Genomic DNA, 24870 nt, shown 5'->3' with positions numbered 1-24870 from the left:
CCCTCACATTTCCACAATTTCGAGTCAGCTCATAAGATATAACTTTTTAATCCTTTTCCCTCTTTTGCATAACACATATGCTTTTAACCATATTCTTTGAACTACATTTCAAGACGCGTCATGAAGGGGCTATTATGAGCAAGATCTACGAAGACAATTCTCTTACCATTGGTAACACACCTCTCGTCCGCCTTAATAGAGTCAGTAACGGCAATGTACTGGCAAAAATTGAAGCACGTAATCCAAGTTTCAGCGTAAAATGCCGTATCGGCGCCAACATGATTTGGGAAGCTGAAAAAGCAGGCCTTCTTAAGCCCGGCATCGAACTTGTCGAGCCGACCAGTGGTAATACAGGTGTAGCACTTGCATTTGTCGCAGCCGCTCGTGGTTACAAACTCACTTTAACCATGCCTGAATCAATGAGTCTCGAACGCCGCAAGCTCCTCAAGGCCCTAGGTGCCAATCTGGAGCTCACAGAAGCAGCAAAAGGAATGAAAGGCGCGATTGCAAAAGCAGAAGAAATCGTCGCAAAAAATCCAGAAAAGTACCTCCTTTTACAGCAGTTTGATAACCCTGCTAACCCTGAAATTCATACAAAGACCACCGGTCCTGAAATTTGGGAAGCAACCGACGGTGAAATTGATGTACTAGTCGCGGGGGTTGGTACGGGCGGTACCATCACAGGTACAAGCCGCTACATCAAAGGTGAAAAAGGAAAAGCCATCACTTCTGTTGCAGTAGAACCACAAGAGTCTCCAGTCATTACTCAAGCACTTGCAGGAGAGGATATTCAACCAGCACCACATAAAATCCAAGGGATTGGTGCAGGCTTCATTCCAGGCAACTTAGATCTAGAGCTTGTTGACCGTGTAGAACAGGTGAGTTCAGAAGAAGCCATCGAAATGGCTCGCCGACTAATGGAAGAAGAAGGCATCTTGGCCGGAATCTCTTCAGGCGCAGCTGTGGTTGCGGCAAATAGAATATCAGAGCTTCCTGAATTTAAAGGTAAAACCATTGTAACCATCTTGCCAAGCTCTGGTGAACGCTACCTTAGCACCGCGTTATTTGCAGGCCTCTTTAGTGAGAAAGAGAACCAACAGTAATATGTGGTCAAATCAATTTTTCGTCCAAAAAAGCCCCAACTAGGGGCTTTTTTGTTGATCCTAGCCTCACCTTTGGTAATATCAGGGGGTTTTATTTTTCGGTCCAAAATAAAGAACCGGAGCCAAAAGATTTTAAGTGGCTGCAACAGCAACAATTTGCGCATCCACCCAACTTTTGACTAGTATCTTTTCTGAAGCGCTTTAATGCCCTTGTTCGATAACGTGAGGGAAAGTGGTTAATTTGATACAGTCGCAACTAACAAAAATACATTTATTGGGGTATATCACATGTACGAGAAACAAGTAGAAATCACAGCAGAAAACGGTCTTCACACTCGTCCAGCTGCACAGTTTGTTAAAGAAGCAAAGGGCTTTGAAGCAGACATCACTGTGACTTCTAACGGTAAAAGTGCTAGCGCAAAAAGCCTTTTCAAGCTGCAAACTCTAGGCCTTGTAAAAGGTACTCTAGTTACTATCTCAGCTGAAGGCCCACAAGCTCAAGAAGCCGTTGACCACCTAGTTGCTCTAATGGATCAACTTCACTAATCTGGTCTCCTGTTTCTAAAGCCATTTTGTGAAAGCAAAATGGCTTTATTGGAAATAGGCACAAAACTAAGCTAAAACTAACCGTTAGCGCACTCATTATTTTCCGTTTTTAAAGTTGACCAACTTAAGGTAAGGCTATGATTTCAGGCATTCTAGCATCTCCTGGTATTGCAATCGGTAAAGCACTACTCCTTCAAGAAGATGAAATTGTCCTAAATACAAACACTATTTCTGATGACCAAGTAGAAGCAGAAGTTGCTCGTTTTTTTAACGCACGTAACAAATCTTCAGCCCAGTTAGAAACGATCAAGCAAAAAGCACTTGAAACGTTTGGCGAAGAAAAGGAAGCGATCTTTGAAGGTCACATCATGCTTCTTGAAGATGAAGAGCTAGAAGAAGAAATCCTAGCACTTATCAAAAACGACAAAATGTCTGCAGATCACGCAATCCATTCTGTCATTGAAGAGCAAGCGACTGCACTTGAGTCTCTTGATGATGAATACCTTAAAGAGCGTGCAACAGACATCCGTGATATCGGTACCCGTTTTGTTAAGAACGCACTAGGCATCAATATTGTTTCGTTAAGTGACATCAATGAGGAAGTTCTTCTTGTTGCTTATGATTTGACGCCATCTGAAACCGCACAAATCAACCTTGATTACGTTTTAGGTTTCGCATGTGATATTGGTGGCCGTACTTCTCATACCTCAATCATGGCTCGCTCTCTAGAGTTACCAGCCATTGTTGGTACTAACGACATCACTAAGCAAGTTAAAAATGGCGACATGCTGATTCTTGATGCAATGAACAACAAGGTCATCATCAATCCATCTGAAGCTGAACTTGAAGAAGCTCAAGCAGTGAAAGCAGCCTTCATCGCTGAGAAAGAAGAACTGGCTCAGCTAAAAGACTTACATGCCGAGACTCTTGATGGACATCGCGTAGAAGTATGCGGCAACATCGGTACAGTAAAAGATTGTGACGGTATCATTCGCAATGGTGGTGAAGGTGTTGGCCTTTACCGCACTGAATTCCTCTTTATGGACCGTGATGCACTTCCAACTGAAGAAGAGCAGTACAAAGCTTATAAAGAAGTCGCTGAAGCCATGAATGGTGAATCTGTCATTATCCGTACTATGGATATTGGCGGTGATAAAGATCTCCCATACATGGATCTACCAAAAGAGATGAACCCGTTCTTAGGTTGGCGTGCGGTACGTATCAGCTTGGATCGTCGTGAAATCCTACGTGACCAGTTACGTGGTATCCTGCGTGCATCAGCACACGGTAAGCTACGTATCATGTTCCCAATGATCATCTCTGTTGAAGAAATCCGTGAGCTTAAAAAAGCCATCGAAGAGTACAAAGCAGAGCTGCGCGCTGAAGGCCATGCATTTGATGAAAACATCGAAATTGGTGTTATGGTTGAGACTCCAGCAGCAGCCGCTATCGCGCATCACTTAGCGAAGGAAGTGGCTTTCTTCTCTATCGGTACCAATGACCTAACTCAGTACACACTAGCAGTAGACCGTGGTAACGAGATGATTTCTCACCTATACAACCCACTGTCACCTGCAGTACTTACTGTAATTAAGCAAGTTATCGACGCTTCTCATGCTGAAGGTAAGTGGACTGGTATGTGTGGTGAGCTTGCAGGTGATGAACGTGCGACACTTTTACTTCTAGGTATGGGGCTAGATGAGTTCTCAATGAGCGGCATCTCAATCCCTAAAGTGAAAAAAGTTATCCGTAACTCTAACTTTGCTGAAGTAAAAGCTATGGCTGAAAAAGCTCTTTCTCTGCCAACAGCAGCAGAAATTGAAGCCGTTGTTGAGCAATTCATTGCAGAAAAAACTCAATAATTCACTGATTATACGGGGATAGACGATCAAAAAAAGTCGTCTATCACGTCAGATTGGTATACTATAATTCGACAGAATTGAATAAAACGTTAGGAGCAAGACACAATGGGTCTGTTTGACAAACTTAAGAAGCTAGTATCTGACGACAGCGCTGACGCAGGTGCAATCGAAATTATCGCACCACTTTCTGGTGAAATCGTAAACATCGAAGATGTGCCAGACGTTGTTTTTGCTGAGAAAATCGTTGGTGATGGTATCGCTATCAAACCTGCTGGTAACAAAATGGTAGCTCCTGTAAACGGTACTATCGGTAAAATCTTCGAAACAAACCACGCATTCTCTATCGAGTCTGACGACGGTGTTGAGCTTTTCGTTCACTTCGGTATTGATACTGTTGAGCTAAAAGGCGAAGGCTTCAAGCGTATTGCTGAAGAAGGTCAAACTGTAAAAGTTGGCGATACAATCATTGAATTTGATCTCGCTCTTCTAGAAGAGAAAGCAAAATCAACGCTAACACCAGTAGTTATCTCTAACATGGACGAAATCAAAGAGCTAAACAAGCTTGCTGGTTCTGTTAACGTTGGTGAAACACCAGTTCTTCGTGTGACTAAGTAATCAACTTAATTCAACACGAAAAAACGCTGCACATTGCAGCGTTTTTTTATATCTTTATGCTCCCTCTCTATACAAGCAACTTGGAAGAACTTCTATTTCGCTTCCTTGTCTTCCTTTCATTTGATTCAGTAACATCGCTCTGAATAAAGCATGTTGAGGTAACTCATGCATCGTGCATAGAGGCTCACTGCTTGATAGAAGGTGTCTGGAATAGAGTCTAAAGAAACGAATAGATCAAAAAACCCAGCCGAAGCTGGGTTTGCACGCTCATCTCTCACCACGAGCTAATTTAATTTGTCTGCAGATTTGATCTTAGCCAAGCAAGCTAAGTGCTGCGTTCGGCGCTTGTTTCGCCTGTGCAAGAATAGAACTTGACGCTTGTGACAAGATTTGTGACTTCGTCATTTGCGTGGTTTCTTTAGCAAAGTCGGTATCTTTAATACGACTCTTAGACGTATTTACATTCTCGTTAATGTTATCTAAGTTGTTAATCGCATGGTTAAAGCGGTTTTGGAATGCACCTAACTCTGCACGGTGGCTGTCTACGTATTTCAACGCAGAATCAATGATCGCAACCGATTCTTGAGCGCCACCCACTGAAGTCACATCAATAGTATTGACTGTAACGTCAGTACCTGTCGTAAGACCTAATTCTGACGACAACTGACCACCGAAGCTTAGCGCACCATCAACTTTATTGTTACCAGCAAATACCTGTAACTTACCATCTTGATCCACCGATGCCTTAACTAAGTCAGTCTGACCATTAATATAAGTGGCAAGCTCTTCAATATCATCACCTTCTTTAGCATTAATCGTAATGGTTTGAGGTTGTGCAAACGTATCAGTCAAAGCAATGGTAAGATCGTTTTTGCCAGTCTCAACTCCCCAATCTTTATCCTTAGGCGTTGCTGCAATATAACTTTGACCACCCATCATTTCGTTGTCTGAGCGCATATCTTTTAGGTTCAGCATCACCGCTTCACCATTGTCTGCACCAATCTGGAAAGATTGTGTTCCGTAAGTGCCGTTAAGCAGCTTGTTACCACCAAATGAGGTTGTTTCTGCAATACGGTTAAGCTCATCATTCAAGGCTGTCACTTCTTCTTGAATAGCAACACGCTCTGCTTTTGAGTTTGAGCCGTTAGCAGATTGAAGAGAAAGATCACGCATGCGTTGCAAGATGTTAGTCGTCTCATTCATCGCACCTTCTGCTGTTTGTGCAATTGAGATGCCGTCGTTCGCGTTACGTACTGCAACGTCAAGGCCTCGGCTTTGAACATTCAAACGGTTTGAGATCTGAAGACCCGCTGCATCGTCCTTTGCACTGTTGATTTTAAAACCTGAAGACAAACGCTCCATTGACGTTTGCTGTGCGTTATTTGCATTATTCAGGTAACGCTGTGCGGTCATTGCTGCTACGTTTGTGTTTACATTTACTGCCATGGTGATTTCTCCAATTGATTTTCCGGTGTTGCGGTTTCCGACGTCTCGGAAAACCAAGTAGTTCTCTCAAAGTTACTTTTATTAACGGCGCAGATAAAAAAAGCTTTAGTAAAAAATCTAAAAATTCTTTCACTTACTTTTAGCCATGGAGAAATCGAGCAAAGTATCTACTCTATTTCAAAGTACCTACTCTATTTCAAAGTGCCGACTCTATTTGTAGAGAGCCGACGATACCCAAATAACCTCAAGATGCTTTGTTGAGAAAGGCGCTCTTATCTCTTATAAGTGCCTCAGGTATGACAAATAGGTGCCTCAGGTATGACAAACACTCGACGAGATAAAATCTTGTACCTTCTTGCTAACCAGCTCTGGCGACTCGGCATGTGAAGCGTGGGAGGTATCAGGAATATCCTCAGTGCAACAGTGGGGGACTTTTTCTTTTAATGCAAGTGCATCACCAAGCGAGAACAGTAGATCGTGCTCTCCTCTCATGACCAGCATTGGGCACAAGATCTGTTCAACAAGATGGTTCGGATAACCGCTCTCTGAACTATCGAGCCAAGCCTTTTTCACAGCATCAACCAAACGAGGGAAATCTGGCTGTGGATTGATTGACTCATATAATGCCACATCATCAGCAAACCTTGCCGTCCAGTAATCCGCGGTTAAACCGTTTAATAATTCAATCGCAGGATCATCAGATTCCAAACGCCATTGCGCACCTAAAGTGACTAAACAGGAAACACGACCGGGATCGATTGCGGCAAGCCGATAACCGACAATACCTCCATCACTGAAGCCAAAGATGGCACATTTCTCGATCCCAAGATGGTTGAGCAATGCTTGAACGTCTTGCTGGTACTGCGCATAACTTAGTGGCCGTGAGCCTAGAGGAGATTTTCCATGGCCGCGAAAATCGACACTAATGAGTAAGTTTTTCTTGGCCAAGTATTCATGAAGTACTTTAAGCTCATTGATACTGCCCAAACCACCATGAAGCATCAATAGAGGCTTCCCTTCAAGATTACCCGAAATTTCGTAATATATCGAAGAGCCGTCGAGGTCTAGGTAGCGATCTTTATTGTCCATTTCATTAACCGATTATTTTATTTATGTTGCTATCCTCAAATGATTTCTTCAAGAGACTTGAGAATAAATTAGCGTCAGGATACTGCCTGAGCGAAATAAAATTATCAATTTAAATTCAACAACTTGTGACTTACCTACCTAATCAAACCTAAAGCCACTTGTAGTGATGGACTGTTTAGAAATTAATACCATACTAAGTAGCCTAAAAATGTTTAACACATCAAACACTTCTTTTCTTTTTCATTCAAATCAATCTCATCTTCTTCATTGAACTGCCGAATCGCAGATGGCGATAAGCCAAACATATCTCGACAGGTACGACTAAAATGAGCACTATCAGCAAATCCATGATTACTTGCTAAATGAGTTAAAGGAGCTTCGGTGCTGATACGAGATATTGCATCTTGTAGCTTTCGCCACAGCAAATAACGCCTAAAATTAGTGCCAACCTTAGATTTGAATAAATGCAGAAAACGGCTCTCAGATAAATAAACCGATTGAGCCATTTGCAGCGAGGATATTTTCTTCTCGTCTAATTCATCGATTAATAACGTCGCTTTTTGAATTCGCATATCGGGGATACAACCACAACCTGAGTCCGCATCAAGAATACTTGCGACCATTTTAATATCAATGTTGGCTTCATAAGCTAACGCACTGATTAACAGAGGGATCAGCGCCTGGCACTGACTCGGAGTTAAATTGATCACATTCTTATGGCCAATCACATGACATAAATGATGAGCATCAGGATGAGAAGGATCAACCAGTAGGGTTAAGCAACAAACGGAGCTTGAGTGTAATCGATGGGCCAAACTGGATGCCAAAACAAAACCATAACTTTCAATTTGCTGAGATTTTGTATCTAATTGCAGCTTATAGCCGTGCATCGATAAGGTTATTTGGATAGCAACATGTTGGTGCCATTCTGTCACTAAATTATGGCTGGCGATAACGATAAACCCTTTGCCAATCTCGAAATTAATAATGGTTTTACTATCCGAATCCGCTGCTCTCATATTCAATCACCGCCAAAATCAGTCTCTCTACGTTAAGACACTTCGTTCAACGAGGTTTCCTTGAATTAGAATAGGGAGCGTCGCTCTGAATCAAGCATCTTGAGGTTATTTAGAGATAACATATCTTAAAGCGTCAAATCGCCACGATGATGGAAGTCACGACTTATAAAAGCAAGCACGCGTCAATAGTAAATTTACGAGAGCTCACTCAATTTGAAAAGTAATATCTGAGTGAGAGTTGCATAACATTATCATCTGCTAACAATTGCAACCCGCGATCACTATCATCGTTAGCAGTAAAGTAACCCAGTAGGTTAATTTGCCAGCGATCGCTCAATCGACTGGTCGCTTCTAGTTTAAGTTGCTGACTGTATTGCTGCCAGTCATACCCGGCTAAAAACTTGATTTCAGTGCTCGCGGCATTGTTCATCTGTAAGCGAAAACCTGCAACCACATCATTCTGCCACCAGCCTGGGGCAAATTGTTCTCGACTGTCGTAATAGTTTTCAATCATTAAGCTCATGTCCCAGCGTGACCCTAAAACACCGGTATAGGTATATTCGCCCCCTGCTGCGAGCACACCATAGACATCACTTTGCTCGGACCCAAGCAACAATTCAGATTTCCATAACCACTCCCCCATTACATAGCTCATATCCTGAGCAATAAAATGAGTAAGAACATAATACGGGTGGTATCGTCCGTGATGGGTCATATACAGTGGCGATCGTCGCGTTCCAGAGAATGCACTCAAACCTAAATCCACATCGCCAATCACACCATACCATCTTGCCGCCAAGTCGATCCGATATTGCTCCTTAGATGATTCAAAAATGGCCTCTTGATCAAGGTTAAAATCAAACCTTGGTCGAGTGTTTTTTTGCTGTATAGCACGTTGCCGAAACCCTGTTAAGGCCGAGAGTAAGAGCTCACCGTCTCCAACGTAGAAACCCAAAGTTACCGCTGGCTGACCTAATCGATCTTTTTTTTCTAAGCCAGTAATTAAGTCCCACTGGTTGATTTCATTGACCGGGTTCGCCGCTTCCAGTGTGCCTTGAAAAAACTGCTGGAAGCCAACGGTCAACGAGACCTCTTCGCCATAATACCTCCACAGCGCCTGCCGAAAATCGGCATGTAAGTGGTCACTGTCATTTGGCAAATACGTCACCAAAGGTTGAACCACCCACTCTGACTCGCTCAACAAACCAAACCATTCAGAATCTAGTGTGACACTGGCATATTTATCACGCAGGCTTGGCTGATTAGAGGTGTCAAAAAATCGGATAGACGGCTCAACAAAAATTGTTTTATCGACTTGGGCAACCGCAGAAAAAGACACACCAAACATACCCAGCAGAAACAACATCAAACCTGAGGTGTTCATCGACGCCTTACCTCACACGCTTTAGCCGAGTGGGATGAAAATTCACCACATCTAAACCTTGGTCAACCCTAATATCTTGATAATGTAACTCTGTTTCTTGCTTGGTCTGGTGATTAATCATCGCCACCTTAGAGGGGTACCAAAACTCCTGTTTATAAAGTTCAAATCCTGTATTTGACTGCGTTTTAAGTAATGTATTCTTTCTGTCATAGAAACGAACTTGAAGAATTCTTAGGGCGGCTTTGTCATACCAAACTTCTTGTCGGGTGTAGCCTGTATGCGGATCTTTAGGCAAACGCTCAATCACAAAGCTGTCATGACCATTTATCATCTCTTCTCGCAAAAATACGTAGTCATATTTCTCTATTTCTGGCGAGGATAAATCTTCATAGGAAAATTCACTGCCCATAAATGGCCCTGATTTATTTTTTGATGCGATCCGTTTAGTCCTTTTCAACACCGGCAGATAGAGCCAGCGCTCATCGTCGTCTACTTTATGAGTAAAGTTGAGCAAGCTGGTGCCTTTAATATCTCCTGGGGCAAGAAAGGTAATTAAGACTTTATCACCATCATTCTCTTGCTCAATCGTATCAATACGCATCAATCGATTGGATTCATCACCCGCCCCATTCCGAAGCACCATCGACACCGAAGCTCTCATATCGTTAAAGCCATCTCGATTCGCTTCAGCCTGACTGACAATATCTAACGCACTAGGGGCAGCTAACGACATGAGTGGCAAAGCCAGCCATCCAACTAAAGTTAAAAAAGCAATAACACACCTATTATGATTCATAACCAACTCCTTGAATTTTTTCGTCTGTCACCGGCTTTTTATGCCAATATTTATCGGTCACAGCGAGCATCGCAGGTAATAAAATGAGATCAGCCAATACCGCAAGACCAATGGTTATCGAGGTTAATAGCCCCATCGCAGCATTCTTTTCAAAGCTGGATAAAGTCAAAGTCATAAAACCTGCGATAAGGACAAGTGAACTGACAATCATCGCAGGACCAACAATGGATATTGTGCGACGAATGGCTTCCTCCACATCGTACCGTTGGCGGTGATGACGATAATGATGAAGAAAGTGGACGGTATCATCGACAACAATGCCGATCACCATCGAACTTACACCAGCTAACCCCATCGATACCTCCCCGACCAACATACCCCAAATCCCAAAAGCCAAAGTAACGGGTAACAGATTAGGAATCATGCTGAATAGGCCCAATGGCACCGAACGAAACGCAATCGCGAGTAATATCGACACCATGACTAAGGCAACCAAAGCCCCTAAAATCAGGCTGTTTGTGTTCGTTACGCCAATGTGCGAGAACATCAACGTCGGAGAAGAGTGGAGAAGCTTTACTTCAAGACCTTGCGCTGCACCATGCCAATATTCAAGGGCACGCTGCTCAAATCTTTTCATGCCGATACTATCTAGATTGGTCAGTCGAGCCGTAATTCGTGCAGATGATTTGTTCATATTCACTCGATCACTCAGTGAGTGACCACTCGGCAATGACATTTCATAAAGTAAGAAATATTGAGCGGCTTCTTCTTGGCTTGTGGGTAAACGATAAAATGCGTCATCTCCTGCATGCATATTTTGATTAATATCTTTGAGCACCTCAGTAATGCTAACAGCGGAGGTGACTTCCGGTTGCTTTCGTAACCATTGAGTAAAATCGTCTAGTACCAAGAGTAACTTAGGCTGTAATACGCCGTTACTTTGCTGCGTTTCTGCTGAGAATTCGAGACTATAAATCCCCGTTAAATTCTGATTGATAAAATCAGTTTGCTGGCGAAATTGAACAGATTCATCAAAATATTCGACAAAATTATCGTTTGGTACATTGTTAAGAGCATAGCCCGACACAACAAGACATAACGGCAAACCCACCATCAGTATCCGCCGTCGAGTCCGATAAACAACACGCGATAACCCATCTAAGCCCGGTATCACTGGTTGGCTTCTTACTTGAGTATTTTGTTTCGAAAAACAGAGCCAAATGAAAGGAACCAAAGTGAGCGTCAACAGCCAACAAGCAAATACGCCAATCGCCACCATATTGCCAAGGTCTCTAAAAGGCGGGGACTCACTAAAGTTCATTGAGAGAAAGCCGAGAATTGTCGTCATATTGGTCAAGGTAATCGGCTTAACTGTCTTATTTAATGCATACTTTAACCGCTCAACCGTATTACCAGCCGCACTATTTAACGCTGAAAATAAATGCACTCCAGACGCAATCACAATCGTAGCCAGTATAATTGGTACTGAAACCGTAGGAGCAGATAACGCCATTCCTAAATAAGCCGATGTTCCCAAAGCAGCAGCGATTGATAAAAGCATCACGCCATTGAGACACGCTAAAGCTAACCAACTGCGTAATAAAAGGCTAGCAATCACTGAGATACCTAATAACATAATCGGTATCAGCGTTTTAAAATCACCTTGTGCCGCCTCAAAAAAAGCGTTGTTCAACATCACCATTCCTGAGCTGTAAATCTCAAAGTCTGGCCACGTTTCTTCTGCAAGAGCAATCATTTCTCTGACAGCAGCTGCTAATTGTTGAGTTTCCCCCTTGGTATCGACCCCAAGGAAACGCACCGTTAAATTTAATCCTGCAAATTGCCCCTTTTGATCAATCAGTTGATTTAAAAGTTGGATCTCACTGGTGGCATATTGATTAATTTGCTTTAAATTCACCTCGGTAACCTTCTGTGAAGGCGACAGAAGTTCCTCTACAAACAGATCGTCTCCATCAACTTGAGTTCTGGGGTAATCCGGAAGACTGTCTACACGGGTGACAAAAGGCAATTGCCAAGATTGAGCGGTTAACCACTGCTGCAGTTGCCAGCCTTGTTCACTCAACACATGGCCTTGAGGGGAACGAGGAACTAAAACCAGCAATACATTTTCACTGCTTTGATATTGGCTTTGAAATCGTTCATAAGTCAGTAGCTCAGGGTTACTTTCCTCAAAGAAGATTCGATAATCGCTTTCCATATCTAAACGAGTGAGCCCGCTTATTCCAAGCAAAACAAGCATGACACAAAGGGCGGCAATCGGACCGACGCTAGACTTTCGAGTGAGCCAATCTAAGCCGTTGTTCATACCATGACCTCTTGCACTGGATATTCAGCGCTAAGCTCTAAGCGGCTCAGAGCAGGATGCTGTTGTAAATAACGCTCAATAAAGTTTGCCACACGCAGGCTATCTTTGGGCATACCCGCTAACAGTTCTGAAGAGCGACTACTGAGCCATTTGCGGCCGATCAAAAACATCCCAGGTAAGGCGGTATACCCACCTTTATGTATTCCGGATTCACAGCAAAAACCATGTTTGTCTCGCGCGCCTTCCAACGGAAGCCAATCAGTCACTTCGCGATAGCCCACACACCAAATAATCGCATCGATACTGACGTTCTCGCCTTGTTGGTCACTCACAATGTTCTTGTGTGCTGAGCGGAGTTTGCTGGTGATCCTGACGCCCATTTTCTTGAGCTGTCGATCATTGAGGCTTTTAACCGGAATCGGGTTCCTCTTTTTGAGAATCTTGCCAATCAAACTTCCTGCATCGGCGTATAAAAAACCAAGGTGATGTAGCCACCAAAACAGGTCTTTGCCTAGAATTCGATTCGGCACCAAAGCACGCTTAGAGCCACAAAACAGCGTCACATCTAAATGTTGCTCTGCCAGTTGCGCTGCGATTTGCCTACCACTGGCCCCATCCCCGATCACCGCAACATTCTTATTGCCTTGCAAGCTACTTACATTTCTATAATCACTTGCCGTCAGTTGTAAAACATCTGGTGAGGTGTGCTGTGATAAATCCGGTATAATGGTTTTCTGGTTTGCTCCTGTTGCATTCACCAAACTCAATGCCTGATATACCTTGCCGTTACTACAAGTCACTTCATAGATTTGCTTTTCTCTTCTCACACTTGTCACTTCAACCCCGTTAACAACACGAAGTTTTAATGTTTTTGAATAGTGCTCAAAGTAATCAGCAATCTCCTCCTTGTCTGGGTATCCTGATGGTTCCCCCTCCAACGCAAGACCCGGAAGCTGACAAAACTGACGAGAAGTAAACAGCAACATACCATCAGGTCGGCGACGCCAAACATCACCAACGCGATCTTCTTTATCGATAATTAAAGGCGTGATCTTTTTCTGCTTCAGTTGGTAAGCGAGTGACAGCCCTGCCTGACCAGCACCCACAATAATGCAGGCTTCGATCTTAGTCTCTGGGTTTTGTATTGAAGGTACCGTACTCATCATGCCTCCTGCATTGACTCAACCTGTTTACACAATGAAGCGATCGTCGGATACTCAAAACCTAAAACAGGGTCTAACTCGACACCGAGTTCGTCTTCCAATGCCGTCACCAACTGCACACGCGTCATCGAATCGAGCCCTAAAGCATCAAACGATGTATTCACATTGGGTGATAAGTTGTTTTGATGAAAAGTGGGCATTAAATATTCAAGCAACCACGCTTCCATTTTGCTTTGTGTAATTAATTGCATGTCGTCAATCCTTTTGTTAACACACGTCTGTAAATTCAGCTTCCAAGTATTTTTGACTGCACAGTGCTCTTTGTACTTTGCCACTTGAAGTCATCGGTATCGTATTAGCTTTGATTAAAATTAACTCTTTAATCGTCACATCGAACTCTTGTACCATCTGAGCCATCGCTTGCATTTTCAGTTCTTTAAGTGAAGGAAGCTTCATCGCCGACTTTTCCACTTCTTGCAACAGGACAACTTCCTGGCCAATGGAAAACGCCGCGGTTTTATTTAACCGAAAGCAGTCTGAATAGTTGGCCAAATACCTTTCCATATCTTGAGGGTATATATTTCTGCCTCGAATAATAAACAGGTCTTTGAGGCGGCCAGAGACCACCAGCTGCTTATCTTTTATCAGCCCTAAATCTCCCGTCCTTAAATAAGGCCCTTTGCCACACTGCGTTGTTGCGCCAAAGTCATGCTCTGTTTTTTCAGGTTTATTCCAATATCCTACTGCGACACTGGGCCCACTGACCCATATTTCGCCAACTTGGCCCGCACGCAAAGGCTGACAGGTATCCGGATCAACAATCAGAACCTCATGATTAGGGGCAACGAATCCACAACCCGCTATTTGATAAGAAGATGACGTTTGTTCAACTAATTGACCTTTTGCCATCGCCTCAGGATCAATGTTCAGAGTGAGTGGTGAGTCATCTTTTCCAGAAGCCGTAACCATCAGCGTTGTTTCTGCCATACCATAACAAGGGGTCATCGCAGCACGACGAAAACCGCTAGGCTCAAGCAGTGCACAAAATTCGTCGATGGTTTCAGGGTGAACGGTTTCAGCGCCATTACCAGCCCACTTCCACGAGCTCAAATTTAGCCCCTGCAACTGTTCTTTTTTTATTCTCTCGACGCATAAGTCATAGGCAAAATTAGGCGCGGTCGATAAATCACATTGATACTCCGCCATCAGTTCAAGCCACCGAATGGGGCGCTGAATAAATGACAATGGCGGCATAAAAATATAATGCCCACCCAAACCGACCGTATGTAAAATATTACCTATCAACCCCATATCATGAAATTGAGGAAGCCAACCACCAATACGAATATGTTCAAATGTGCCAAAGGTTTCTCTAATCGCAATGATGTTTTGCAACAGATTATGGTGGGAGACCATGACACCTTTCGGTTTCGATGTTGATCCAGAAGTATATTGAATAAAGGCAATGTCATGCTTGTTGATCGCTGGATAACGAATGTCTTTGTTCAGCTCTGTTTGCTCAAAATCAAAAGCAAGCCACTCAATGTCATCACGACCCAATTGACATTCCATCGATGATTTTAGCTCTGAAGTCGTTAAAATGACCGCCGCTTGAGCATCATCTATGATGTCGTTAAGCCGTTTTAAATGGTGACTACCACGCGATAGATTGCATGGCACAGCAATCACGCCTGCATAAAAACACCCATACAAACCATAGAGAAAATCAAGTCCTGCGGGGTATAACAAAATGGCGCGCTGCCTATGACATTTTCGTTGAATCAGATCCTGTGCGACCAACATGCTATTTCGCTGCAAGCCTTGATAGCTAATCGGTTGGGCGTTTCCTTTTCCACGGGGTAAAAACGTGTAAGCAGGCTGCTCGCCAATCGACTGACTATAGGCTGACAGACAGTCAATGATGGTTTCAGCTTTATCAATATGCACTTATCTCATCCTCCACAGTGACTTGCGAAAGACGGTTTAGAAAGCCGACTTCTTTTGCAATCGCGTCAACAAGTTGATGAATATCCTCTTCGAGAGTCTGCTTACCGAAACTGATTCGGATGGCGCTATCAATATCCTGATTCGACAAGCCCATGGATTTGAGGACATGTGAACGATTTTGTTGTTTATTATTACTGCAGGCAGAACCTAAAGAGACCGCAATGCCATGGCAAATGTCTAAACGAGCAGCGAGAGCTTCGCCACGAATCCCTTGGATACTGATATTTAAAGTCCATGGCGCTTGATGTTGAGCATTGTCAGAGCCGTTGCATTGAAAAGTAATGTCATGCTGTTGAAGCAAAGTAATAGCAAGGCTGCGAAGCGAGGCAAAACGTAATAATTGGCTTTGCATATCTTTGGCACACTCGTTAGCCGCCACGTGAAGAGCCGCAATACCCAGCGTATTTTCAGTGCCCCCACGCAACCCCTTTTCTTGACCACCACCAACAAATAACGGAGAAAGTACTGAAGACTTTTTGCAATACAATCCACCAATACCTTTAGGTGCATAAAACTTATGACCAGAGAAAGCAACCGTATGCGCCCCTACCCGCTCAAGATTAAGGGGGATTTTTCCAACCGCTTGAACAGCATCAACATGAAAGTGAATCGAATGAGCATTCGCGATCACCGCAATGTCTTCAATAGGCTGAATCGTCCCTATTTCATTATTGATGGCCATCACTGTAATTAAGCAAGTAGAAGGCCTTATCGCACGTTGAATATCTTCAACTTGTATCCGACCTTCTCGATTAGGTTGAACAAAGGTGACCGCTAATCCCAAACGACTGTGGTACCAATTCAGTAGTTCTATAACCGATGAATGTTCGATCGCCGAACATATTACGTGCTGGCCACTGAGATTCTGCCGCTCACTTTGATCCAACACTCCACGGATAGCCAAATTATTACTTTCTGTCCCACCGGAGGTGAAGAAGATCTCCTCCTCCTCGCAGCTAAGAAATCTTGCAAACGTCAATCGAGTGTCTGAGACAATACGCTTACTTTCTTGACTAAAACGATAGCGTCCTGAAGGATTACCAAAATGCGCCAGTGCATCAATGGTTGCCTGTTGCACACCATCAGAGATCGGGGTTGTCGCATTATAGTCGAAATACCCTTTCATCAAGCCTCCACCCTTTTCAATTGCTGAAAGAGTTCTCTCAACATATCTAAGCAATGCCGTTGGGAAGGCTCTAACTCCCCCAACAGTTGCCCGATATTTTGCTCATCCATTGCGTTGACTTCTTCGAGGTCTTTGCCTTCAATAAAGTCACAAAATATATTGGCCATTGCCACAGAAGTTGCACATCCCCAAGCACGAAACCTCGCTTTTTCAATCACACGATTTGAGCCGATACCAAGCCCGATATCAATTTTGTCTCCACATACCGGATTACCCAGCTTGAGTGATGCGACTGCATCGACTAATTCACCTTGATGTGACGGGTCACTGAAATGTTGCACGATAATAGAATTAAACACTGAAAATCCTCGCTCACTTTATAACTAAAACGACTGAAGGCGACTAAAACGATTTAAGCTATCTTACTGAGCAACAGGGCATGCTTGCTGTTCATCTTCAGCCATCTTGCTCTCTAAGTTCACTGCACAGCAGCCAAACTCTTTGGCAGCAGGAGAACGCATAACATATTGCATACGTTGCGCTCTTCTGTTTCCTTGCAGCTCGTCTTTGCGTAGGTAAACAAGATCTTCTGTCAGTAACATTCCAGGGGTCGCTTTGGCTAATGGGTCAAGAATTACCAATTGGCCAATTTCACCGTCTGCGACTTCTTTACTCAAGTCGTTTGGATCACGCACCGAAAAGTGCACATAAGGCGGGACTATTTTTTGGTTGAATTGATCTTCAACCACCAAAACATTGGCTTCAACAAGACCATACATATCGCGCACGTTTTGCTGAGGAATCCCTAAATACTCCTCCACTTCTTGGTCAAACTCTTTACGCGAGATCATTTGCCCAGTAAAACGCTTCCAGCCACCCAAAGTAATCACCATGCTGTCTTTATCAAGTTTGAGGCGCGTATTTGTGGCACGAAGGTAAGCAACTAGACGATGAATCAAGAAAGGGGGGCCGATCAAGTGTCGTGTAAATGTCCCTTCCCACTCTTTAAGTTGAGCCAAAGAATCTTCAGGAGAAAAGCGCTCTTCTTTGATCATAAATCGATGGGTATCGAACAAACCCGTCAGAAAGTTAAACGCTTTAATCATCCCCATTTCAGGGATTTCTTCTGTCGAAGGGCAAATACACAGCGCAGCACCCTTGGATAGAGCAAACATTTCACGGTAAATGCTATAAATCCCAATCACCGCATTATCCATCGTATCACTGCAGCGACGAGCAACGCTGGGTACACCACTGGTACCAGTTGAACGCATCTCATGCTCAACTTCTATCAATGACTTAGTCAGCAATCTATGGCTATCAGCGGATTTGAAACTATTGACAGGGATCACTGGAATCTTAATCAGATCAGCAAAGCTCTTAATCTGAGAAGGATCAATCCCTTTTTCATCACATTGCGCTTTATAGAACGCATTGTTCGCGTAATGGTATTCAAAACTCTCTTTAATCAGCGTCACTTTAAGATCTTGTTGCTGCTTTTCTGTCATGGAAAAGAGCATTTTTAGATCGGAAAGCGCCCACTTAACAATGTCACCGCCCGATGACTTAATATCATTACATATATCAACAATATTCATTGATGACCTCTAAATAAACGTCAAATTGGAATGGCAATCCAGCTCAAACATACAGCCTTGGAGTCCGCTGCTCCTCACGCCAGTCGAGCCTGCCAATAGAATGAATATTAATGATACACACCAATGCATTCACCACTTGAATAAACTGGCTACTTCATTGTTGAACAAGAAAAGCTTCGAGCCATCTATCATTTAGACAAATGGCAGCGATAACACAGCTTTACCAAAGCAAAATTAACCGTCTGATATTATGAAGGTTAATGGGATTTAACTTACCTATTAGCTTGTCTGAGAGTGGAAAAATAATCAGCAAAAAGCCACCTCAGGCGCTCTGTGCTACAAGGTGACCTTAGATTTCAGTCGCAACAACGGCTCGTATACCCAAGTAGCTTCAAAGTGTTTGGTTCAGAGCGAGGTCTCTTGGGTATAGATAGAGTCGTTGGATATTCAGCGCGGCTTAAAGAAATGTTCCTTGCCTAAGCAGCTCTTGGCCTTTTTCTCCGATGACTAACATTCGATGGGCTTCAGACCGCCATGGCCATTCCAGTTTTTTCTGTTGAGCTTCAAGCACTTCGTAACTGACAGCATGTCGGCGCTTGTTGTTATTCTTGTAAATGCGGCTTAGTTTTTGTTGAAAAGCCACAATGGTCACCAAGGCATTGTAGTTATCACCCAAATCACACAAGACGCTCCTGAAATCCTTTCTAATATTGGTGGCGTCCCACACAACATTTCGCTTTGCAGCTAAGGCTCTTTTTAAACGCAATTTAGCCAGTTGTAGGACTTGCCCTCGTTTTTTTTGGCACTCACGTTTACCATTTAATTCCGCTCTTATTTGATCAAGAGAAATCACTTCAAAGCCTTTTAGATTGTTAGCAATCCAAGAGGTTTTGCCACTGCCACTCAAGCCACACATCACATAAAAATGGCTGTAATGTTGGCAGGATAAGTAGTTTTTCGTCACGGCTTCTTCAGCTGAGTGAATGTCACCTTGTGACCATTGCTTAATCGCGTAGCCATCGATAAAAGCCTGCTCGGAAGGTGAGTCTTTAACTTGAATCTTACTCAATGCCAGTCTTTGTGGATGGCTGTTTTGCCATAATCGATATTCCTGCGCAAACATCTTAAACTGTTCCAAAAGATCAAGCTGGCCTGCGAAGTCATCACAAATACGTCCTTTCAGATCGGCCACTTCAAGCCAATACAGCAGTTCTAAATCTGCATTAAGTGAGAGTTTAAAATACTCGCTGAAATCCGCATTTTTTATGACTAAACGTTTGGGCATTTGATGAAAACCAACCAAGCCCATGATCATTGAAATGACACGATGACTCAGCGGTAATGCCATTAATCGTAGTGCTAAATAGTTCGCACCCGCCTCTTCGTGCCCTGTCGCAATAACACGCTCCCTGCCCAAAATCTCTTTTCGACGAGTGGTCAACGGTTTAGCAATATCATGGAGCAGTGCGGATAACACCAACCCTTGCCTAAGCTCTCCTTGGATATGACTCGCCTGTGATGACAGTAAGGAATAAAGCTCGGTTAAAACCATATTGGTATGAATGGCCACATCACCTTCCGCATGCCAAATGTTATCTTGCTCTGTATCAGCAAACTCATTGAGTAACGGAAAATAATCGGCAAGATAAGCAACACATTCATCAAAGTCAGGTGTATGATTGCCCGCAAGGCTGTCTAACCACTGTGGTAAAGGCTTCACCCCACCTCCTTACTGAGCGCTTTCACTCCATTAGGGACAACTTCAGCATGCATCCAATGTTGATCCGTCACTACGTGATTTTTTCTCACCCACTTACCGACTGATTGAGCAAACTCATCGAAATGGAAGCGGTCAGCTAGCCTAACCACATAACCTTCTTGGTGGTGGGTATCCAGTTTAATGCTTTTGAGCGTGTCTTCACACCAAGGACCACAGTAAAGCTCCTTTGGCGTATGTAAGCCAAGCTGAGCAAAAAACGGCTTGCTCTCTTGCCAGCTCAAACACTCATTGTCGCCATTCCAAACTGAAAACGCCATAAAGTAGCTCGGCAAATTTTCATAAGCGATAGCATGTTTCGCGTATAGGTTTTCTCCACAAATACGCCATCCTTTGGGGATCAAATAACCAATCTCTGCTTGCAATGCTTTTACCCAAGCTCTTGAAACATGAAAACGACTATCAATGGATCTCGCATGAATATAGTCATGATAAAATGTGGTATTTTCACCATCCATTTTTTCTGTTACGACAATCTGCTTACCAATAAAGTTTTGCAGGTGACTTTGGTGTATATCATCAGGCGTCGCACCTGGCGACCAAGGTAAATGAGGGGTACGAGGATATTTTATTCTCATTATATTTCTCCATAGGATTGATACCCAAGTGACCTCAAGATGCTTGATTCAGAGCGAGGTTACTTGGTTATATAGCCAAAAAGGGATAATTATCTTTTTTGGTGAAATAGGCACAGTTCATTCCTCTTATATCATGAGGCTTCTATTGACTGTGCCGAGATGGAATTACATAACGAGATCCTCTATACCCTAATATTTATTTTTCTCATGCCAGTACTCAAAAAGTATCGGCAGCAACAAATTTATCGCCTTTAAATGTTCTTACTGGATTACCTCTTTCAAGCTCCCAGTGTTGTTGCCAACGAGCTTTGTCTTGAGAGGTCGCTTTTTCTTGCTCAAGCATGTCTAGTTTTTGAAAGAGTAACGCTTTCGCCAGCCGTTTATTGGCATGCTGACTTCGCTCACTCTCAACACGTACTGACATTCCCGTTTCATTATGCACTGCCCTGATCGCAGAGTTGGTCGTATTAACATGCTGCCCTCCAGCGCCCGATGCGCGGCAAGTTTGATAGGTCACACCCGCCCCAAACTTGGCTTCATTAAGCTCAAACATCCGCCCACCAAAAAACCAGTTTTTACGCTTATGCTTCGGTCTAAAGTGGCTTTGACAGACCCATAACATCGCACCTTGCCACGATGAAGCAAGCAATTTGGCTCTCCCCTCATGGCTTGATTCAAGCTTCAATAATAAAGACTTAAAACATCCTTTTTTTTCTGCTGGGATAGTATCCACGATGGTTAATTCAATCGCTTGTTGCTGGCACTGTTTTTCAATGCATTTTAATGCTAAGCCAACCGCTTTACAGCATTCGAGAGGACCTTGCCCTGATGATAATTGCAGCAATATCATGATGAACAATCTCCGTTAGTTTTGAAGGTTAATACAGGGCGTAATTTAGCAACGACCGTTATCAAACCTGCCGTGACCATATCGTTGATCACTGTTTGACATTTTTTATAAGCTTGAGGCGCTTCATCGTAAAGCAGTTCCTTATTGCCACATACCACTCGACTCCCCAAAGCGGTGCGGTAAAGGTCTTCGCGCTTATATTTGTGGCCTAACCTGCCGTGGCACTCACCACGTTTCCATTTTCTGCCCGCTCCATGTGGCAATGAATAGAGGCTCATCTGCATCGCTTGGTCGCAATCACTCATTGGCTTAACTAAATAACTGTAGTCACCACGTGATCCCGGAATAACAACATATCCTTTATCACTCGGTGTGGCTCCTTTTCTATGTAACCAGCCCGATTCATTATTGATTGTTTTCGGTGAAACTAGATTGTGATTAACATCTAGCACGCACTGACCATCAGTCCGAACTGCCTCAAGAAACCTTAGGGCAATAAGCTCGCGATTAAGCTCGGCCCAACGCACAGCCTCATCATGCTGTTCCATATAATGAGCAAAGTCGGAATGAGGGTGGTCAGCCGAACTGATTTCAATCCCGTTGTGATTATGTGAGTTAATATGCTCGGTCAAAATTGATTGTCCCAAGCCTCTTGAGCCGGAGTGAACCAATAACAATAACTGCTTTGTATTTAAGCCCAGCTCGTTTAGCGCCTCAGGGTGATAGACATCCTCAATAGCCTGAAACTCTGCAAAATGATTACCGCCCCCAATAGTGCCTAAAGCATGGTCATAAGCTTGAGTTGTGATGTTTTTTTCTGTTTTTCTCGCTTGAACAATATCATTCCAGCTGTCATTGAGTGGCTGCTCGATATGCTCAAACTTCTTGACCATTTTATCCAAGTTCACTTTGGTGGTTTTTATCGACGTTTGCCAGAGCGACATCCCGCAACCAATATCATTGCCGACTAGTGCTGGATAAATGGTCTTGGTCGTAAAAAACGCCGCCCCAATGGGATAGCCTCTTCCCGGGTGCAAGTCTGGCATGCCTGCCACTTGCTTCATTCCTGTTAGTTCTGATGTTGTTATAAGCTGTTGAACCGCTAAGCCTTCGATCCACGTCTCTTTAGAAGCGATCAGATTGACGTTGTCAGCAATTTTTTGGACGGATTTGCCCATAATACCAATTCCTTAAAATAGGATTTAAAACGTAAAACGTATTGGCAGGTCAATCGACCGGGCGTAGCTTTACTAGAAAGCCAAAACCTTGAAATAGATTAGATAGCTTTGTGCTACTTATCGGGTAAGACCTGCAAAGGATAAGAATTTAATTGTCATGATTTTTACTCCTTTTCGGTTAGTTGATATTGATGAAGAGAGCGCATGTTAAACAAATAAAAATATAAAATCAACAACTTATTGATAATTAATTATTTATTACTTAAGCCATTTTAATTGATATGAAAGTTCAAGGTATTTCTATTCAAGGTAATGGAAAGAAGCGATGTCTCTACCCATACCGAATCACTGACTAAACAAAAAACACATTTACCCAACTTAGTACTAATACTCTACTTATTCACTTGATGAATACAACTCTTACGGTCTATACTCCTGCCGAATTAATCCACACGATAGCTGTGGGTTACTAATTTAATAAAAATATAAGAATGCCATCATGAAAAAAATATCGCTAGCTACACTCATTATTTCTATCATTACTGCAAGCCCATCACTATACGCCAGCACTTCTTCTCCACTAAACACCTATTCTCAACTAGACCACGATTCTCAATTAAACAGCTCTCCTCAACTCAATAATTCCCATAAACACCTGTTTAAAGCAGACCAACAATTATCAGGAGAAGCGTCACAGCGGTTTAATTCATTATTAAATTATGTTGCACGCTCCTCACTTAACAATATTGCCAATAGGTATATCCAAGGCACATCAATAATCGATGCACCTCTTCCCAACTACGATCTATTGAGAGCCAGAGAAACAGCCATAAAACAAGAAGTAGGAGAAGCCATTCTCTATTATTTACAACATCAGAAAGTACTCAATCCTCGCTTTACTCCAACGCTTAACGACATTGAAAATTGGTGTTTGTTACAACAAAATAGCCGTTGTACTTACCCACTTAATATTCGTAACACCCCTACCCAACTCGACAGCATAAAAGGCCCTTCAGGTAGCTTCTCACTCATTGTTGGCAAGCCAAATCAGTCAGCCGCAATTCAAACCACACTCGCAACGGTTCCCGGCCAAAGTTATACACTCAGCTTCGACTTCACGGGCGATTTTATCAATTACAGTGAAATGGTTTACACCTATCAGCCTGTTCATCTGCAGATTGAAGTCGCAGACGAACAAGTTTCCGTTGTCAAACAGCATCCACTGATTGCGAAAGAGTTCTGGGTGAATGGTCAACAAGGAACCGTAGGCAGGCCATTTGACAATACAACAGATGGGAGAAGTTGGGAAAAAGTAGAGGTCCAGTTTATTGCTAACAGTCACCAAACAACATTGTCTTTTTTCAACAACGCTTATACTTCTCAAGGCACCCAAACTTCCCCTGCCATCCTGTCTAATGTCATGGTTTATGATGATATAACTACAGATAAAGACCTTGGCCATGGACATCTAGCGGCCATAGCTTCAACTGGGGCTGTCGTATCAGGTCTCGGGGCTACCATAGTCTATCTTGCTAAGAAAGGCAGGATTGGCAACCCATTCGAATTCCTAGGCTTCAGCTCAACAACCATTGGGCCTAAAACGGTAACACAATCGTTGTCCTCCGCGTTTAATGACCTACACAGCCTCATGAAAAGCAACGGAGCGCCACAAGCCATTCATGACTATCTCGCGGTACCGACAGAGGGGTACGCACAAGCCTATTACCAACAAGAAGTCTCCACGACTGAACTTGATATCATGTCTGAGATGGGCTTCATTGAAGCTAGCACCGGACAGCCCGCAAACCAAGCCTCGATAGAGACAGGAGGCACGACACTTGTTAAAACCATCAATCAAAGTGCTGACGTTGCAGAAAAAACGGTCATTAAGTTTGATAGCCAAACTGCCGCCGCAAATTTTGCTAAGCAGTTGGACTCTTACTTATTGAGAGAAGTGGATGCCATTCCTGGGATACATGAAAAAATCGGCAGCATCAGTGTCAATATTGGCGCAGAGGGGTCAACTGCTGAAATCGCAGGACACGAGTCCGTCGAAATTCTCCACAGTGCCACTGAGTTCGAATTTGGCAACGAGGGAGAAATGGGTATCAGTGAGTTTATTGCGAGGTTTGTTATTGATCGTGGCTTTAAAGCCTCCGTGGTCGATAGCCTTCCGTTTATTTACAACACAACGAGCTTAGCAGGTGTCGGTTGGAGTTCTCATATTGGCGATATTAATGAAGTGGCGTCTGAATCTATCAGTAGCGCTTACGAGGCAGGAATGAGTGCTTCTGAGTTTGGCGCAGCAGCCCTAGAGGGTTTAGAGATCACTGGTATTATCTTGCTTTAAATTGGCATAAAAACTTAAATATCATGCCCTTCTCAGAAGTTTCTTGCTTATTTTTAG

The 24870-nt window shown here is 43.3% G+C and carries 21 protein-coding genes; 5 read left to right on the top strand and 16 right to left on the bottom strand.

Annotation, left to right across the window (positions count from 1 at the left end; all coding sequences use genetic code 11):
• Positions 1 to 134: 134 nt before the first annotated feature.
• From cysK to crr, 4 genes are all read left to right on the top strand, one after another.
• Positions 135 to 1103, top strand: coding sequence for a cysteine synthase A (cysK, locus tag BS333_RS04085; RefSeq protein WP_021711698.1), 969 nt, complete (start codon positions 135 to 137; stop codon positions 1101 to 1103).
• A gap of 288 nt (positions 1104 to 1391) precedes the next feature.
• Positions 1392 to 1649 carry an HPr family phosphocarrier protein gene (locus BS333_RS04075; protein WP_021711699.1) on the top strand — a complete coding sequence of 86 codons (258 nt, stop codon included), beginning with the start codon at positions 1392 to 1394 and terminating at the stop codon, positions 1647 to 1649.
• A 137-nt stretch (positions 1650 to 1786) separates the two neighbouring features.
• Positions 1787 to 3511, top strand: coding sequence for a phosphoenolpyruvate-protein phosphotransferase PtsI (gene ptsI, locus BS333_RS04070; RefSeq protein WP_021711700.1), 1725 nt, complete (start codon positions 1787 to 1789; stop codon positions 3509 to 3511).
• Between the two features lie 105 nt (positions 3512 to 3616).
• Entirely contained in the window at positions 3617 to 4126 is a 510-nt protein-coding gene (gene crr / locus BS333_RS04065; RefSeq protein WP_021711701.1) for a PTS glucose transporter subunit IIA, read from the top strand.
• A 312-nt stretch (positions 4127 to 4438) separates the two neighbouring features.
• Here crr and BS333_RS04060 read toward each other — a convergent pair whose 3' ends face one another.
• The 16 genes from BS333_RS04060 to BS333_RS03985 all read right to left on the bottom strand — a co-directional run bounded on the left by BS333_RS04060 (position 4439) and on the right by BS333_RS03985 (position 22463).
• Positions 4439 to 5572 carry a flagellin gene (locus BS333_RS04060; RefSeq protein ID WP_101903858.1) on the bottom strand — a complete coding sequence of 378 codons (1134 nt, stop codon included), beginning with the start codon at positions 5570 to 5572 and terminating at the stop codon, positions 4439 to 4441.
• A gap of 312 nt (positions 5573 to 5884) precedes the next feature.
• Entirely contained in the window at positions 5885 to 6661 is a 777-nt protein-coding gene (locus tag BS333_RS04055) for an alpha/beta fold hydrolase (protein ID WP_021711140.1), read from the bottom strand.
• 212 nt (positions 6662 to 6873) lie between these two features.
• A complete protein-coding gene (locus tag BS333_RS04050) occupies positions 6874 to 7680 on the bottom strand; it encodes a helix-turn-helix domain-containing protein (RefSeq protein WP_021711139.1) in 807 nt (268 codons plus the stop codon).
• A 208-nt stretch (positions 7681 to 7888) separates the two neighbouring features.
• Positions 7889 to 9064: a hypothetical protein gene (locus BS333_RS04045; protein WP_021711138.1), complete on the bottom strand. Its 1176-nt coding sequence runs from the start codon at positions 9062 to 9064 to the stop codon at positions 7889 to 7891.
• 7 nt (positions 9065 to 9071) lie between these two features.
• Positions 9072 to 9860 (bottom strand): outer membrane lipoprotein-sorting protein, encoded by a 789-nt coding sequence (locus tag BS333_RS04040; protein ID WP_021711137.1) that lies wholly within the window; start codon positions 9858 to 9860, stop codon positions 9072 to 9074.
• The gene (locus tag BS333_RS04035) at positions 9850 to 12186 is read right to left on the bottom strand and encodes an efflux RND transporter permease subunit (protein WP_021711136.1); all 2337 of its coding nucleotides are present in this window, start codon (positions 12184 to 12186) and stop codon (positions 9850 to 9852) included. The genes BS333_RS04040 and BS333_RS04035 overlap by 11 nt, the downstream gene beginning before the upstream one ends.
• A complete protein-coding gene (locus tag BS333_RS04030; RefSeq protein ID WP_021711135.1) occupies positions 12183 to 13349 on the bottom strand; it encodes a flavin-containing monooxygenase in 1167 nt (388 codons plus the stop codon). The genes BS333_RS04035 and BS333_RS04030 overlap by 4 nt, the downstream gene beginning before the upstream one ends.
• The gene (locus BS333_RS04025; RefSeq protein WP_021711134.1) at positions 13349 to 13600 is read right to left on the bottom strand and encodes an acyl carrier protein; all 252 of its coding nucleotides are present in this window, start codon (positions 13598 to 13600) and stop codon (positions 13349 to 13351) included. The genes BS333_RS04030 and BS333_RS04025 overlap by 1 nt, the downstream gene beginning before the upstream one ends.
• A gap of 16 nt (positions 13601 to 13616) precedes the next feature.
• Positions 13617 to 15296, bottom strand: a complete 1680-nt coding sequence (locus BS333_RS04020; protein ID WP_021711133.1) for a fatty acyl-AMP ligase — start codon at positions 15294 to 15296, stop codon at positions 13617 to 13619.
• Entirely contained in the window at positions 15286 to 16482 is a 1197-nt protein-coding gene (locus tag BS333_RS04015) for a cysteine desulfurase family protein (protein ID WP_021711132.1), read from the bottom strand. Before BS333_RS04015 ends, BS333_RS04020 begins: the two co-directional genes overlap by 11 nt.
• A complete protein-coding gene (locus BS333_RS04010) occupies positions 16482 to 16841 on the bottom strand; it encodes an iron-sulfur cluster assembly scaffold protein (protein WP_021711131.1) in 360 nt (119 codons plus the stop codon). Before BS333_RS04010 ends, BS333_RS04015 begins: the two co-directional genes overlap by 1 nt.
• 63 nt (positions 16842 to 16904) lie before the next feature.
• Positions 16905 to 18080, bottom strand: coding sequence for a LuxE/PaaK family acyltransferase (locus tag BS333_RS04005; RefSeq protein ID WP_021711130.1), 1176 nt, complete (start codon positions 18078 to 18080; stop codon positions 16905 to 16907).
• A gap of 457 nt (positions 18081 to 18537) precedes the next feature.
• Positions 18538 to 19800 (bottom strand): AAA family ATPase, encoded by a 1263-nt coding sequence (locus BS333_RS04000; RefSeq protein WP_021711129.1) that lies wholly within the window; start codon positions 19798 to 19800, stop codon positions 18538 to 18540.
• The gene (locus tag BS333_RS03995; protein ID WP_021711128.1) at positions 19797 to 20435 is read right to left on the bottom strand and encodes an RNA ligase family protein; all 639 of its coding nucleotides are present in this window, start codon (positions 20433 to 20435) and stop codon (positions 19797 to 19799) included. The genes BS333_RS04000 and BS333_RS03995 overlap by 4 nt, the downstream gene beginning before the upstream one ends.
• Positions 20436 to 20652: 217 nt before the next feature.
• Positions 20653 to 21285, bottom strand: coding sequence for a peptide chain release factor H (prfH, locus tag BS333_RS03990; RefSeq protein ID WP_021711127.1), 633 nt, complete (start codon positions 21283 to 21285; stop codon positions 20653 to 20655).
• Positions 21282 to 22463 (bottom strand): RNA ligase RtcB family protein, encoded by a 1182-nt coding sequence (locus BS333_RS03985; RefSeq protein WP_021711126.1) that lies wholly within the window; start codon positions 22461 to 22463, stop codon positions 21282 to 21284. The genes prfH and BS333_RS03985 overlap by 4 nt, the downstream gene beginning before the upstream one ends.
• Before the next feature lie 499 nt (positions 22464 to 22962).
• Between BS333_RS03985 and BS333_RS03980 the strand changes: the two genes are divergently transcribed.
• A complete protein-coding gene (locus BS333_RS03980) occupies positions 22963 to 24813 on the top strand; it encodes a hypothetical protein (protein ID WP_021711125.1) in 1851 nt (616 codons plus the stop codon).
• Positions 24814 to 24870 lie beyond the last annotated feature (57 nt).

The sequence above is a fragment of the Vibrio azureus genome, from assembly GCF_002849855.1.
Classification (GTDB): domain Bacteria; phylum Pseudomonadota; class Gammaproteobacteria; order Enterobacterales; family Vibrionaceae; genus Vibrio; species Vibrio azureus.
Note: the sequence above shows the minus strand (reverse complement) of the source record. Positions and strands in the feature narration are given on the sequence as shown.